Origin of the sequence: Leptothrix ochracea, from assembly GCF_041083635.1 — a bacterium.
Taxonomy (GTDB): domain Bacteria; phylum Pseudomonadota; class Gammaproteobacteria; order Burkholderiales; family Burkholderiaceae_C; genus Sphaerotilus; species Sphaerotilus ochraceus.
Window position 1 is genome coordinate 20,914 of the sequence record NZ_JBFPHB010000015.1, and the last position, 14,402, is coordinate 35,315.

A 14,402-nucleotide genomic window follows, 5' to 3' on the forward strand; every position below is an offset into this window, starting at 1 on the left:
GGGCCACCTTACTCGGGTTCACCCTCCATCACTGCATGCCAGTAGCGTTGACGTCGTTCACGCTCGCACCACGGTGTGGCCGATAGCGCGGCTTGTGCACTGTGCCAGTGCATTGCACCACAACGATCGCTGCGCAAGACGTGAGCATGGCCGGTTTGATACCTTTCAAGCACATCTTTAGCCGGGTGTCCATAGCGATTACGATAACCCGCCTGCACCAAAACAAGGCGCGGCTGCACCACTTCAAGGAATGCACGCGTCGAAGACGTGCGGCTGCCGTGATGCGGTGCGAGAAGGACCGCCGTCCCGGGCGCTAACACGCCCGCTTCCACCAAGGCCAGTTCCTGCTCCCGTTCGATGTCCCCCACCAAGAGGATGCGTTGCTGGCTGGCGGTCCGGATTTCCAGCACACACGACAGCCCGTTGGGCTTCAAGCGGCCTTGCAGCGCGCGTTCGTAATCCTGTGGCCGAGGGTGCAACACCCGAAAATCCACCCCATCCCACGACCAGTGCTGGCCCTTTTCGCAAGCGGTATGGACGATCTGTTTCTCCGTCCACAGAGCATGCAGCGGATGCTCGGCTTCCAGCGAGGACATCACCTGATCGATGCGCAGAGCGCGACTCAAGGTGGCGGCACCGCCCACGTGATCGCTGTCGCGGTGCGAAAGCATCAAGACGTCCAGTTCGGTCTGCCCCAAAGCCTGCAACAGGGGCAACAGCACGCGCTCGCCGGCGTCACTGTCGCGGCCGATCATGGGGCCGGTGTCGTACAGCAAGGTGTGCTTGGCGGTCTGCACCAGCACCGCGTTGCCTTGGCCGATGTCAGCGGCCAGCAGCAGCACTTCGCCCTCATCGGTGCGCTCGATGGGCGGATTGAACAGCGGCACCAAGAGCGCTAACCCCATGCAGCGCACCCGCCACGGTAAAGGTGCGATCAGCAACCAGCCCCCAAGCAGCCCCAAGCCTTGAGCCCACACCGGCGCCACGGCCACGCTCGGACTCGCCCAGGCCCAGCTCGCCATCGGCCGCAGCAAGGCCATCAAGGCGTCGATCGCCCAAGCGGCCAGCCACCAAAGCTCGGACCCCAGCATGCCGAGCAAAGCCACCGGGGTCACCAGCAGCGTCACCCAAGGAATCGCGACCCCATTGGCGGCCAAACCCAGCAGCGACACTTGCTGAAAGAACAGCAAACTCAGGGGCGCCAAACCCACCGTGGCGACCGCCTGGGTGCGGAGGAAACTGCGCCAACCCATGATTCCGGCCGAAGCGCTGTCCGTTGCATCCGCAGACGAGCTCCACAAAATCGCCACCGCCATGAACGACAACCAAAACCCGGCCTGCAACAACGCCCATGGGTCCAACACCACGATGCTCACAAACGCCAGCGCCAGCACCGCAGGCATCGGCCAAATCAACCCCCTCAGACGCAGCACCGCCGCCACGGTCAGCATCCCGACCGTCCGCTGCGCCGGCACGCCCCAACCGGCCAACATCGCATACGCCACAGCCACCAGCACACCGCCCAGCGCCATCGCTTTGGCGGCCGGCCAAAGCAGCACCAAGCGCTCGCTACGGCACCAAAACCAGCGAATCAGCACCCCACCCAACCCAGCCAACATCGTGATGTGCAAGCCGCTGATCGACATCAGATGGGCCACGCCGGTGAGCCGAAAAATGCGCCAGTCTTCACGCTCAATGGCGGCCTGATCACCGACCACCAAGGCGGAAATCACACCAGCAGTGGCGTCACGCTCCGGCCCGAGGGTGGCTTCGATGCGATCACGCACGTGTTGCCGCAAGCGCTCGACCGGATAACCCACGCCTTCGGCCAGCTTGATCGGCGCCTTGGCTGAACCCGAGGCGCGCACACTGCCCTGCACACGCAGACCCTGCTCAAAGCCCCACAGTTCGACGTCAAAACCGTGCGGATTGAAGGCCCCGCGCAAGGGCTTGAGCCGCACTTGCAACTGCCAGCGCTCACCCACGCGCACACCAGACGCATGCAGGGCGTTCAAATCGCCCTCGTGCCAACCACGCCACCAGCCCAGCGAAAGCATTTTGGGGATGTCTTGGGTGGGCACATTGGCGGACTCCACCTCAAAGACAAAACGCACCCCATCCGAGCGCCACACCGGCAAGGAAGCCACCACCCCGGTGATCTCGATGTCGCGCCCAATCCACGCTGGGGCCAGCGCCCCTTGGGCCAGACGTTCATCGGCGCGCCACGCGGTTTGCCCCCATCCCAGCAAAACACCGGCGACCAAAACCGCCATGAAGCGCCATCGCGAAGCTCGAAGCCACCAAGCCACCATCAGACTGATGCCCCCCAAAACCACGGCACCCTGCGCCCAATGCAGCGCCCACAACGTGGCTTGTTGGAGTTGCAGCGCCGTCCCCGCCACCAGGGCCGCACCCAAGATCCAAGCATGCATGCTCGCCTCCCACCTTGTCGGTGCAGTGTAGGATCTGACGATCTTTTGTGACTTTCACCCCGTATTGACCCATGAGCACGTCCTCCACCAGCACCATCGCCCAACGCCTGCAAGCCCTCGGCATCACCCTGCCCGCCGTGGCCACCCCCGCCGCCGCCTATGTGCCTTTTGTGCGCAGCGGCTCGCTGGTGTTCCTCTCCGGCCACATCGCCAAGCGCGACGGCCAAGTTTGGGCCGGTCAGCTGGGCAAAGACCTCAGCACCGCTGACGGCCAAGCAGCGGCCCGCTTGGTGGCCATTGATCTGCTGGGCACCTTGCAAGCGGCGGTGGGTGACTTGGAAAACGTCAAGCGCATCGTCAAGGTGATGAGCTTGGTCAACAGCACATCCAGCTTCACCGAACAGCACTTGGTGACCAATGGCGCCTCGAACCTGCTGGTTGACGTGCTCGGATCGGAGCGTGGCGCCCATGCCCGCAGCGCCTTTGGCGTGGCACAGATTCCGTTGGGCGCTTGTGTTGAGATCGAACTGATCGCCGAGGGGGTGTGATGGCTTGGGGCGATCAACGCAAAGCTCGGGGCGTCAAAAGGGAACGCCTTATTTTGGGGGTGATGGCGATGACCAGTGCCGCAGTGGTCGCCGCCGCCTTGGTGGGCCAGCACCGCTTCGACATGCAGCCCTGCCCTTGGTGCATCCTGCAACGCCTGATTTATGTCGTGATCGCCATCGTCGCCGTCATCGGCATCACCTTGCCAAGCAAAGGAGCGGGACGGCGCGTGGTGTTGATGCTGATCAGCCTGTTTTCAGCCGCCGGAGCGTGTGCTGCGCTCTACCAAAACCGCGTGGCCGTCAACCTAGCCTCTTGCGATATGACCCTGGCGGATCGAATCATTTCAGGCTTGGGTGTCGATGCGCTGCTGCCCGACGTGTTCGAAGTACGGGCCTCTTGCGCCGAAGCCGCCGTGCGGTTGCTCGGCGTACCTTTTGAGCTCTGGAGCTTGGCTCTTTACGTCTCGTTGGGTGTGGCGGCCGTCAGCGTGGTGTTGGGCATGACCGGCTCAGGGCGCGGAAAACGCACCTGAACCCGCAGGCCGCCAAGGGGGGCTTGCGACAGCTCGATGGTGGCTCGATGGGTGTCGGCCACAGCCCGCACAATCGCCAAGCCCAAACCGAAACCGCGTCCGTCATCACTGAGACGGCGGAAGCGGTCAAACACCTTATCGCGGTCAGCCACCGGAATACCGGGGCCGTTGTCATCCACCACCAGCACAACCGCATCTTCGGCCTCGAAAGCACGGACCTCGACCTCGCCGCCTTCAGGGCTGTATCGGATGGCGTTGGACACCAAGTTACGCAGCAAGGTCTGCACGCCAGCCCTGCGACCATGCATGGCTAAAACACCCAGATGTGAACGGAGTCCGATGTTGCGCCGATCGGCTTCAAACGCCATATCGTCAAACACATCAGCCACCACCCGCTCCAGATCCATCGGACCCGTCAAAGCCAACTCCGGGGCCCCTTCAGCACGGGCCAAGGCCAAAAGCTGGTCCACAAAGTGCGAGCAGCGATCCACATTGACCAACAAGTTGCCCAAAGATTCTTTGAGGATCGCATCATCAATACCCCTTGATGCGGATTGGGCCACCTGCGCGTAAAGCCGCAAAGCCGCCAATGGCGTACGCAGTTCATGGGCGGCCATGGCACTGAAATCACGCTCGTGGATCAACGCCCCCATGATGCGGGTGAAAAGGGCATTGATCGCATCCACGATGGGCTGCAATTCAATGGGCATGTTAGCCACTTCGAGCGGCGTGAGGTCGGTGGGACTGCGACTCACCAGTTGTGCCGCCGTTTCCGTCATGGGTCCCACCGCTTGGGACATGGCACGCCATGCCAGCACCAACACGATCAAGACCGCCAGCGCAAACCCACCCATGGGTGCCGCCAAGCTGCCCAAGACCACGTCGTTACGCTGTTCAACCAGATCCGCCACATGGACTTCAAGGGCATGGGAGGCCCCCCGAGCGACGAAAGTGACAGCGGCACCACCGATGAACTCTTGCGTGCCGTAGCCCATGCGCCCCAAGGCCGCGAGGGGTGTCGGCGGGGCGTTGTGACTGCGCAACATCAGACGGCCATCCTGTGACCAGATCTGATACATGAAGCGTGTTCCAAGGGTGGTGGTGGTTTCATCATCCACCACACCGCCAGCAGGCGGGCCACTAGCGGGCATGCTTTCGAGGAGTTCGTGCTCAGCAAAACGCATGACTGTCTGAGCCAACTCGGCCAGATGCTCGTCATGCATACGCTCATTCTCAACGGTGGCGGCCCAGTACATCGCCATCACGCCCACGAGACCGGCCACCACGGTGGAACTCAACACGATCGATAGCAAGCGACTGCGCATCGACCAACGATGGGCAAACCGACGCGGCAGCCAAGCGTGTTTCATGCTTAGCTCATTTCCGGCGCACGGATGTCGCTTTCGGGACACAGCTGATAGCCCACACCCCGCACCGTCAGGATGACCCTTGAATCAAGCTTGCGGCGTAGATGGTGCACATGCACTTGCACCGCGTTGCTCTCCACCTCTTCACCCCAACCATAAAGGGCATCTTCGATCTGTTGGCGCGACACGGCACGGTTGCGCCGACGCATCAAGAGTTCAAGAATCCAGAACTCCTTGGTGGTCAACGCCACAGGTTGGCCTTGCCACGTCACCGTACGACTGGACGGCGACATCATCAAGGGCCCATGCACCAGTTGACCGGTTTCTTGCTCAATGCCTTGGCTGCGGCGCACAACAGCACGCATGCGAGCACTCATTTCTTCCAAATCAAACGGCTTGACCAAGTAGTCGTCAGCCCCTTGATCCAGCATCAGGATGCGATCTTCGACCTGACCGCGCGCAGTGATCACGATGATCGGCTGATAGCTATCACCCGACGATCGCACCAAGCGCAGGAACTCCTCTCCACTGAGCTTGGGCAACCCCAAATCCAACAACACACAGTCATACCGATGTGATTTGAGGGCCGCTAAACCAGCCTCACCATCCGTCACCCAATCGACGGCATAACCGTTTTGCATCAATCCCAAGCACATGGCTCGGCCCAACATCGAATCGTCCTCAGCCAGCAAGACGCGCATCTTCTTTACCCTTTTGTCTTCCTATGGAACCCGAATGCATCTCACCTATGGGCTTGCCCATGTGTTGCACATTCAACACTCTTCGCATTTGTGTGCGATTGGATCATGAGCAAGCGGTAGTTTTTGGACGACAGCAGCGCTGTTTGCGCACATCCTTGCGCCAATTCGCGCCAGAAGTGATGGCGCAACCCGAATCCGTCCCCTCATAACGACCCCCATTCAACATGTCCATCCACACACTGCCCCTTCGCGATACCCGACGATACCGACGCTGGTCCCATCGACCTGCTGCCCGAGTCCTCGCAGGGGCAGCCCTCTGTGCCAGCTTGGCGCCACCGTTGACCGCTCAAGCAGAAATCTTCACCAACCATACCCCAACCGCTCACCAGAGCACGGTCATCTTGTCCGATTTTCATTCGGAAGCCACACCACAGACTCTGATCTCGGACCCGACTGCCCCAGAAAAAACCACTCAGCCGACGAAAACCTCCCTGACGTGGATCACAACCAACAAGGCCTCGCCTTCTTCGTCCGTCTCTACCGTCTCTGCCGTCGCGGCCATCGATGCCAAACCCATTCCTGACAAGCTGCGCCCCATCATCCAGCGTGTGGCGCACGAGTTTGCCCTTGACATGCACCTTATCGCCGCCGTGGCTGCGACGGAATCAGGTTTCAACCCCAGCGCCATATCTCCTCGGGGTGCGGTGGGTTTGATGCAACTGATGCCAGAAACAGCCAAACGCTTCGGCGTCCGCAACATCCACGCAAGTGAAGAGAATCTGCGCGGTGGTGCGGCTTACCTGCGTTGGCTCCTCAATCGCTTCTCTGGGGACCTCAGCTTGGCGCTGGCAGCGTATAACGCGGGTGAGAACCGGGTCATTCGTGCAGGCAAAGTGCCCGACATCGATGAAACACAACGTTATGTGCCACACGTTTTGGCACTGCGTTCGGTCTACTCTGGCCCTAAACATCAACCTTGGCGGCTTAGTCACTGAGCCGCCTTCGCCGAACTAACCTGAACGCTTTGCCGGCCTACCGCCTATCCGCCGATGAGCCCTACCGTCTGCCCCCACTGCCATCATGATTTGAGCTCGCTACAGGGGTTCCTTCCAGAGACTTGCCCTGAATGTGGCGCGTCTTTGGGTGAACCCGCGGAAACAGCGCCGCGATCACGCCGAGTACGCAGACACTTTCTGCGCCTAGATGCCTCTTCGCTGGTTTGCAAGAACTGCGGCACCATCGATGCTCAAACCATCCATCGGAACTACGTGTCGAGTCTTCGGCATCTCTTACCGCACTGGGTGGTCCGGGTGCTGGGCATCGCTGGTGGCAACGGCAAGTTGTGCAAAGTCTGTCACCAACTTGACTTGGTTCCGGCCGGTTCAGAAGAGGGCCAACAAACGCTGCAACGCCACCACCCCGATGCGCAAGTGATTGGCAGCCTTGGCCGCCGCCGCCGCATGTTGGGCTGGGTGCTCGGAATCAGCACGTTGTTTGGTGTCATGGGTGTAGTGACATGGACGGTGGTCTTTCCCAAGCTTTCAATGTGGCTCAATGGCGGGGACGACACCACCGTCATCACCCGCCAACAAGCGGTGACCGACTGTCAAACCTTCGTGCGTCAATCAGAGCAGTTCCCACCAGGAGCAACCTTTGACTCAGACCATGATTTGCACGTCAGCAGCACAGAGGCCCAATGGCTGGTCGATGGCGAAATCACCCGGATCAACCCCGGCGCAGCTCGAACCCGACTGTTCTACACCTGTGTCATGCAATACGTGAACAAGCAGGCAGAGGTCCGTCAACTGGAAATTCGCTGATCCGCAGCAAGCAGCCGGACGCAAACCCGCAGCCCCCCCAGATCAGCAGAAGCTTCGACACTGACCGGGGCGGCCAAGGCTGCGCTGATGCGCCGCACGATCGACCAACCCAGCCCACTTCCGCTGGCTTGGTTGCCGGTGACCCGGAAAAACCGCTCCCCCAAACGTTGTCGTTGCTCCGGGGTCATGCCCGGACCGCTGTCTTCCACCACCAGTTGGATGAATCCGGGCTCTATCGGTTCAATCAGCACCCGCACCACCGAGCCCATCGGGCTGTAACGCAAAGCGTTATCGGTCAGATTGCGCACCAAAATCGACATCAATCCCGGCTGAGTCATGACCCAAACTTGGTCAGGTGCATCCAGTTGCAAGTCATGCTCGTCAGCTTGTTCAAGTCCAGCCAACTCGGCCATCTCTTCACGCACCAACGCGGTCAAATCGCAGCGCTTGCCCTCAAGTCCGACCGTCGCTTCCAAGCGAGCCAAGGTCAAAAGTTGCTGAATCACCCGTGTCGCACGGTCACATCCGGCCAAGGTGGACTGCAAAGCGTGCCGACGTAAAGCATGGTCTTGGACCGTCAATGCAGCTTGGGCTTGAGCGCGAATCGCCGCGATTGGGGTGCGCAGTTCATGCGCGGCATCCGCTGTGAACCGGCGTTCCGATTCGAGCAGGGCCTCAATGCGCTCAAACAAGCCATTCAAGGCCACAACCAAGGGACGGATTTCGATCGGGGCATCTTTGAGTTCAACCGGCTCAAAATGGTCTGCCCGTCGCCCGGCCACCACCAAACCCAAACGACGCAGGGGCAACAAGGCCCGTCGGACGGCCAACCAAATCACCAAGGCCAACAAAGGCAACACCACCGTCAAAGGAACCAAGGTGCCCTTGAGCATGGTTTCCACGATCTCCTGACGAGCATCGCGCAGTTCTCCAACCATGATCACGGTCTCGTGGCCTTTGGAGTGCGCCACAAAAACCCGCCAGTGCTGCGTCTCAATCTGGGTATCGGCAAAGCCCTCTTGGGTCAACGGACCCAAAGGCGAAGTGGGTGCATTGGCTGAGCGCAACACCAATAAGCCGTCGTGCCAGAGCTGAAAAGCCATGCGCGGTGCAAAGCGATGCAAGGTGGGTGCAACCCGCAACTCACCGTGCAGATGCACCTCATCGTCATCACCGAAGTGCACCACCCACATCGCCGCCGCTTGGGCAAGGTGGCCGTCAAGCAGCTCGTCGGTTTGGTAGCGGGCGTCACGCCACGCAAAAAAAGTGGCCGTGGCCCAGAGCAGCGTCACCGCTGTCAGCACCCAAACCAACAACTGCCCTTGCAAGGACTCAGCGCGCAAGCCGCGCCGGCTCCATTTCATAAGGATGCATCAGGGTTGGCAGCTCGATCCGAGCCCGGCTGACCCTCGTCTTCTGACCCGACCACGGGCCCGACCGTGATCGCGTAACCCACACCGCGCACCGTGCGAATCCGCTGCGAACCCAATTTGCGCCGCAGATGATGCACATGCACTTCAATCGTGTTGCTGCCGACTTCTTCACCCCAGCTGTAGAGATGATTCTCTAGCTGCTCGCGAGTCAGCACCCGACCGGGACGCAGCATCAGGGCGTGCAACAAATTGAATTCACGCGTTGAAAGCTTGACCGATTCGTTATCGACCCACACCTCCCGCGAGGCCAGATGCAAATCGACGCCATTGCAATGCAAGCGATCTTGGGTTTGACCGTTGGAGCGCCGGATCAAGGCGCGTAGCCGCGCAGCCAGTTCGTGCAGATCCACAGGTTTGACGACGTAGTCGTCGGCGCCCAAGTCCAAGGCCCCGACGCGATCGCGCACATCGTCACGCGCCGTCAAGACCAAGACCGGGGCCACCACCCCTCGGGCGCGGATGGTTTCCAACACCGACATGCCGTCCATGCGCGGCAAACCGAGGTCCAGCACCACAGCCGCATAGGAGTTGCCCAGCAGCTCATGCTCAGCGGCCACACCGTCGCGCACCCAGTCCACCAAGAAACCCTGGGCGCGCAAACCAGCACGCAGGCCATCGCCCAAGAGGGGATCGTCTTCAGCAAGCAAGATTCTCATGATGTGATTGTCACCTGTGTCGGTATGAAGGGGCTTTGAAAAAGTTTAGCGGGCAGCGGCAAGCTCGGCGATGATGCGCACGGACCTAATCCCTCCGAACCGTGTGACCTGTCATCAAGGAGACGAACATGAACCCGTGGTGGACCCCTTGGCCGTTGACGCTGGACAACGAAGACACCCCCCTAGGCGCTGCGCCTTGGGACATGGTGGCCTTGATGCAGCACCAGCAACGCTTACTCACTGAGTTGACCGAAGCCAACCAGATCTGGCTTTCATGGTGGATGTCCGCCCTGCCACCCATGCCGGGAACACCGGCAGCCAAGCATCAGGCAGCTGACACCGGCAACGACCGCCAGCCCTGATACAGCCCGCTCTCGATCCGAACAGCCCCCGCCACGCGGTGCAGATTCGGCCAACGGGTCAAGACCTCGGTCAGGACGATCTCGGCTTCGAGTTGTGTCAAAGCCGCACCGATGCACACGTGCGGCCCAACACCGAAGGCAAGATGCATGCCCTCATCGCGGCGTAAGTCGAGCTGATCGGGTTCACGAAAATGCGTGGCATCCCGATTGGCCTGCGCCACCATCAACAAAACCAGCTCGCCGCGCCGCAGCGCGTGGCCGTGCCACGTGAAGGGCACGCCCACGCGCCGAGCGGTGTACTTGACCGGGCTGCTGTGGCGCAACACCTCGCGCACCGCACGCCGCATCGTGGCGGAATCGCGCTGCGCTTCAGCGCGCAGCACCGGATCAGCCAGCAGCGCATCCAGCGCCAGCCCGAGCAGGTGGCGCGTGGTTTCGTGGCCGGCAAACAGCAGCGTCACGCACTGCGCCAACAATTCTTCGCGGCTCTCGATCCGGCCTGCGCGGTGGGCCGCCAGCAAGCGGCTCAGCAAAGCGTCGGGCGCGTTCGGATCGATCACTTTGGGGGCCCCATCCCTGTCGCCATCCCCGTCCCCATCGAGCCAGCGCCGCCAAAGCCCCGCCATGGCAAGCGCCGAGCGCTGCGCCCGCTGAATCATCTCGGGCGAAGGATCAGGGTGTTCGATGAACGCGGCCAGATCGGTCGCGGACCGCAAAGCCGCTTCGGCTTGGGTGTAGTCCAGCCCGAGCATCTGTGAGACCACTTGGGCCGGCACGGGCTGGGCAATGCGCTGGATGAAGTCAAACGGCTCGGTCGGATCGATGTCGTCCAGCAAGCGGCGCACCTGCGCGCGCAAACGCTCACCCAGCGCCTGCAAGGCATGGGGCTGGAAAGCGCCCATCATCACGCCGCGCAAGCGCCCATGATCGGGCGCGTCCACAAACAGCAGCGCCCGCGCCAACATGCCTTGGAAGGGCCTGATGGTCGCTTGGGTCGTCTCAGCGGGCTCGGTCGCCTCGGGTTGGTTCTTGTGCAGCCAGCCGCCGGTGCGCCGTGCCGACAGGCGCGTATCGCGCAAGCCCTGCTCCACATCGTCAAAACCCCGCACCAGCCAGGCCCCACCAAAGTAGTCCTCGCTCCAAACCAAGGGTGTGTTGGAACTGCTCAAGGGACTGCTCGTCGTCATGGCCTTACCTTTTCAAAATCCAACGCTTGGCGCAGCGCAACGCCATCCAAACAAGCCGCCACCGTCACGGGGGTGACCTCGGTCAAACGCGGCACCTCTCCCAAAAAAACGCTGCCATAACGCCTTTGCAAGCCCACTTTGAGGGCTTCGATGTTGCTTTGGCGATGCGGCATGGCGGGATCGACCGTGTTGGCTACCCAGCCCACCAGCTTCAAACCACGGGCGGCAACCGCTTGCGCGGTGAGCAGCGCGTGGTTCAAGCAGCCCAGACGCAGGCCCACCACCAAGATGACCGGCAGAGCCAATTCAGCGGCCAGATCGTCCATGCCCCAAGACAAGTCAGCCGCCAAAGGCACGGCAAAACCGCCCACCCCTTCGACCACCAAAACCTCGGCCCCAGCGTCCATCAAGGCTTGAGCGGCCGTGAGGCCGATATGCGGCGCGATGTTTTGGCCGGACAAGGCGGCAGCGATGTGCGGCGCGCAGGGTTGGCGAAACTGCACCGGCCCGACTTGGTCGCTCGACAAGGGCATGGTGGAGGCGGCCTGCAACAGGCGCACATCCTCGTTGCTCCACGCGCCATCACGCTCGTCTTGTCCAGCGGACACGGGCTTGAGTCCAGCGCAGCGCCAGCCTTGGCGGCCCAGCAGATGCAACAAGGCGGCGCTGATGCAGGTTTTGCCCACGTCGGTGTCGGTGCCCGCGACAAAACAGCCGCGCAAGGTGGGGTTTATGGGACGGCTTATAGGACGGCTCATGGAGCGCCCCCCGTCAAGACATGCAGGGCATGCAGCACTTGCACCAAGTGCGCCACATCCGCTTCGGTGTGCGCGGCGCTCAGGGCGATGCGCAACCGCGCCGCCCCCACCGGCACGGTGGGTGGCCGAATCGCCGGCACCCACAGGCCGTGAGCCTCCAAAGCCGCCGTCAGGGCCAGCGCGGTGGCGTTGTCGCCCACCACCAAGGGTTGAATCGCGGTTGGGGAATCCAGCAGCCGCCAACCCCGGCCCGCCACGGCTGCCGGCAAGTGGCTGCGCAGCTGCGTGATGCGCGCGCGCAACGCCGTGCGGCGGGCGTCCCCTTCGGGCCCAGTGATCAGATCCAGGCTGGTTTGAAGCGCAAAGGCCACCGCTGGCGGCGCAGCGGTGGTGTAGATGTAGGGCCGAGCGCTGTTGATGAGCCATTCGATCAACAGCGGATGCGCAGCCACAAACGCGCCGCCGACACCAGCCGCCTTGCCCAAGGTGCCCATGTAGATCAGCCGCTCGCTGCGCAAACCCAACTCAGCCAGACTGCCCTGACCTTGGGGGCCGAGCACGCCAAAGCCGTGGGCGTCGTCCACCACCAGCCAAGCGTCGTGCGTCTCGGCCAGCGCCAGCAGTTCAGCCAAGGGCGCTAGGCAGCCGTCCATGCTGAACACGGCGTCGGTGACGATGATCTTCAACCCCGCCGTGCTCTGCGCCAGCAAAGCACCCAGCCGCGCCGTGTCAGCGTGCGGATAACGCTGCACCTGCGCGCCCGAAAGCTTGGCCCCGTCGATCAGCGAAGCGTGATTGAGCTTTTCGCAAAACAGCGTCGTGCTGCGATCCCCGGCGCTGGCCAGGCCCGTCAGCAGCGCCAAGTTGGCCATGTAGCCGGTGCAGAAAAACAGCGCGCGCGCCTCGGGCACCCACGGCGACATCAGCTGCGCCAACTGATCCTCCAGATCCGCATGGGCGCGGCTGTGACCGTTGATCAGGTGCGACGCCCCGCTGCCCGCGCCAAAGCGCCGAGCCCCTTCAGCCAAAGCGTCGATGAGCGCCGGGTGATGGGCCAAGCCCAGATAGTCGTTGCTGCAAAAAGCCAAACGTTCAACCACCAAGCCGTTCTCGGCGCGCAAGCGCTGATGCGGCCCGCACGGGCTCTCGGCCACGCGCAGGCTGCGGTAGGCATGCTGATCGCGCCGGGCTTGGAGCTGCTCGGCCAGCGTGCCGAGCAAGCCACCCCTCAAGACACTCATCGCGGCACCACCTCGTCAAGGGTCGCCAGCACGCGCTCGGCCAGATCAACGTAGACCTCAGCCGCTTGCAGATACGGCGGCATGACGTACACCGTGCGACCGATGGGCCGGATCATCAGTTCATGGCGGCGACCCGCTTGGTGGAACCGCTCCGAAAAATCCACCCCGGCGCGCTCAGGGCTGACATCAAAGGCCCAGATCATGCCGCGCTGACGCAAAGCCGTCACGCGCTCGTCCCCGGCCAAAGCCGCCGACCACGTGGGCATCACCCCTTGGCTGAGCAGCGCGTTGCGCGCCAGCACATCGTCGTCGGCAAAGCGTTGCAGCACGGTGGTCGCGGCCCGGCACGCCAGCGGGTTGCCGGTGTAGGAATGCGAATGCAAAAACCCCCGCGCCATGCTGTCGTCCCAAAACGCTTGGTACACAGCATCGCGCGTCAGCACCACCGACAACGGCAAATAGCCGCCGGTGATGCCCTTGGACAAGGTGATGAAATCCGGCCAGATGCCCGCTTGCTCGCAGGCAAAAAAGGTGCCGCTGCGCCCACAACCCACCGCGATTTCATCGGCGATCAAATGCACCCCAAAGGCATCGCACAGCGCCCGCACGCCGCGCACATAGCTCGGCGCATGCATCGCCATGCCTGCGGCGCACTGCACCAAGGGCTCGATGATCACGGCCGCAATGTGCGGCCCGCGTGCTTGCAGCAAGCGCTCCAGATCAGCCAGCGCCCGGGCTTCCACGTCCTCAGGGCGCTCGCCCGGCTCGACCTGGCGCGCATCGGGGCTATCGACCAGATGGGCGCGCATGAGCAACGGGTCATAAGCATCGCGAAAAATCGCCACGTCAGTCACCGCCAACGCGCCCAAGGTTTCGCCGTGATAGCTCTGGCGCAAGCACACAAACTCGCGCCGCGCGCCCTGCCCCAGATTGCGCCAAGCGTGAAAACTCATCTTGAGCGCGATCTCGATGGCTGAGGCCCCATCGCTGCCATAAAAAGCATGGCCCAACACCCCGCCGGTGCGGTTCGACAACGCCTCGGCCAGATCCACCGCCGGCGCGTGGGTACACCCGGCCAACATGACGTGCGAGAGCGTATCGAGCTGATCCTTCAACGCCGCATTCAGCCGCGCATCGGCGTGCCCAAACAGATTGACCCACCACGAACTGATGGCATCAAAGTAGCGCCGCCCATCAGCATCCATCAACCACGGCCCCGTGCCGCGCACGATCGGCAACGGCGGACTGTGCTCCGACGCCCGCTTCATCTGGGTACACGGATGCCACACATGACGCAAACTGCGCGCCACCAAGTCGCTCGCCACAAGCCCTTGCGGCGCAGAAATCAAAGAAGCATCCATCGG

General features: G+C 62.3%; 14 protein-coding genes. 5 read left to right on the forward strand and 9 right to left on the reverse strand.

Features of this window, described 5'->3' with window-relative positions; translation table 11 throughout:
- Window positions 1-8: 8 nt before the first annotated feature.
- Window positions 9-2,432 carry a DNA internalization-related competence protein ComEC/Rec2 gene (locus AB3X39_RS06745; protein WP_369416597.1) on the reverse strand — a complete coding sequence of 808 codons (2,424 nt, stop codon included), beginning with the start codon at window positions 2,430-2,432 and terminating at the stop codon, window positions 9-11.
- Between the two features lie 71 nt (window positions 2,433-2,503).
- On the opposite strand from AB3X39_RS06745, the gene AB3X39_RS06750 reads away from it, so the two are divergent.
- Together AB3X39_RS06750 and AB3X39_RS06755 are read left to right on the forward strand one after the other, a co-directional pair.
- On the forward strand, window positions 2,504-2,980 hold the full coding sequence (locus tag AB3X39_RS06750) for a RidA family protein (protein WP_369416598.1): 477 nt from the start codon (window positions 2,504-2,506) through the stop codon (window positions 2,978-2,980).
- A 62-nt stretch (window positions 2,981-3,042) separates the two neighbouring features.
- Window positions 3,043-3,513, forward strand: coding sequence for a disulfide bond formation protein B (locus tag AB3X39_RS06755; protein ID WP_369416599.1), 471 nt, complete (start codon window positions 3,043-3,045; stop codon window positions 3,511-3,513).
- Here the strand turns inward: AB3X39_RS06755 and AB3X39_RS06760 are convergent.
- Window positions 3,438-4,883: a sensor histidine kinase gene (locus AB3X39_RS06760; RefSeq protein ID WP_369416600.1), complete on the reverse strand. Its 1,446-nt coding sequence runs from the start codon at window positions 4,881-4,883 to the stop codon at window positions 3,438-3,440. The two genes, AB3X39_RS06755 and AB3X39_RS06760, sit on opposite strands and share 76 nt — an antisense overlap.
- A gap of 2 nt (window positions 4,884-4,885) precedes the next feature.
- A complete protein-coding gene (locus tag AB3X39_RS06765; protein WP_369416601.1) occupies window positions 4,886-5,581 on the reverse strand; it encodes a response regulator transcription factor in 696 nt (231 codons plus the stop codon).
- Between the two features lie 224 nt (window positions 5,582-5,805).
- Between AB3X39_RS06765 and AB3X39_RS06770 the strand changes: the two genes are divergently transcribed.
- Together AB3X39_RS06770 and AB3X39_RS06775 are read left to right on the forward strand one after the other, a co-directional pair.
- On the forward strand, window positions 5,806-6,576 hold the full coding sequence (locus AB3X39_RS06770) for a lytic transglycosylase domain-containing protein (protein ID WP_369416602.1): 771 nt from the start codon (window positions 5,806-5,808) through the stop codon (window positions 6,574-6,576).
- 273 nt (window positions 6,577-6,849) lie between these two features.
- Window positions 6,850-7,401, forward strand: a complete 552-nt coding sequence (locus tag AB3X39_RS06775) for a hypothetical protein (RefSeq protein WP_369416603.1) — start codon at window positions 6,850-6,852, stop codon at window positions 7,399-7,401.
- Here AB3X39_RS06775 and AB3X39_RS06780 read toward each other — a convergent pair.
- Both AB3X39_RS06780 and AB3X39_RS06785 read right to left on the reverse strand, forming a co-directional pair.
- Window positions 7,383-8,765, reverse strand: coding sequence for an ATP-binding protein (locus AB3X39_RS06780; RefSeq protein WP_369416604.1), 1,383 nt, complete (start codon window positions 8,763-8,765; stop codon window positions 7,383-7,385). The genes AB3X39_RS06775 and AB3X39_RS06780 overlap by 19 nt on opposite strands.
- Window positions 8,762-9,490, reverse strand: coding sequence for a response regulator (locus tag AB3X39_RS06785; protein ID WP_369416605.1), 729 nt, complete (start codon window positions 9,488-9,490; stop codon window positions 8,762-8,764). Before AB3X39_RS06785 ends, AB3X39_RS06780 begins: the two co-directional genes overlap by 4 nt.
- A gap of 128 nt (window positions 9,491-9,618) precedes the next feature.
- Here AB3X39_RS06785 and AB3X39_RS06790 point away from each other — a divergent pair, with 128 nt between their 5' ends.
- Window positions 9,619-9,852, forward strand: a complete 234-nt coding sequence (locus AB3X39_RS06790) for a hypothetical protein (RefSeq protein ID WP_369416606.1) — start codon at window positions 9,619-9,621, stop codon at window positions 9,850-9,852.
- Here the strand turns inward: AB3X39_RS06790 and AB3X39_RS06795 are convergent.
- Genes AB3X39_RS06795 through bioA form a run of 4 tightly spaced genes read right to left on the reverse strand, consistent with a single transcriptional unit; the run spans window position 9,816 to window position 14,399 of the window.
- A complete protein-coding gene (locus tag AB3X39_RS06795) occupies window positions 9,816-11,039 on the reverse strand; it encodes a cytochrome P450 (RefSeq protein ID WP_369416607.1) in 1,224 nt (407 codons plus the stop codon). The two genes, AB3X39_RS06790 and AB3X39_RS06795, sit on opposite strands and share 37 nt — an antisense overlap.
- A complete protein-coding gene (bioD, locus tag AB3X39_RS06800; RefSeq protein WP_369416608.1) occupies window positions 11,036-11,797 on the reverse strand; it encodes a dethiobiotin synthase in 762 nt (253 codons plus the stop codon). The genes AB3X39_RS06795 and bioD overlap by 4 nt, the downstream gene beginning before the upstream one ends.
- Window positions 11,794-13,038, reverse strand: a complete 1,245-nt coding sequence (locus tag AB3X39_RS06805) for an 8-amino-7-oxononanoate synthase (RefSeq protein WP_369416609.1) — start codon at window positions 13,036-13,038, stop codon at window positions 11,794-11,796. Before AB3X39_RS06805 ends, bioD begins: the two co-directional genes overlap by 4 nt.
- Complete coding sequence (gene bioA, locus AB3X39_RS06810; RefSeq protein ID WP_369416610.1) at window positions 13,035-14,399, reverse strand: adenosylmethionine--8-amino-7-oxononanoate transaminase; 1,365 nt, start codon at window positions 14,397-14,399, stop codon at window positions 13,035-13,037. The genes AB3X39_RS06805 and bioA overlap by 4 nt, the downstream gene beginning before the upstream one ends.
- Window positions 14,400-14,402: the final 3 nt, after the last annotated feature.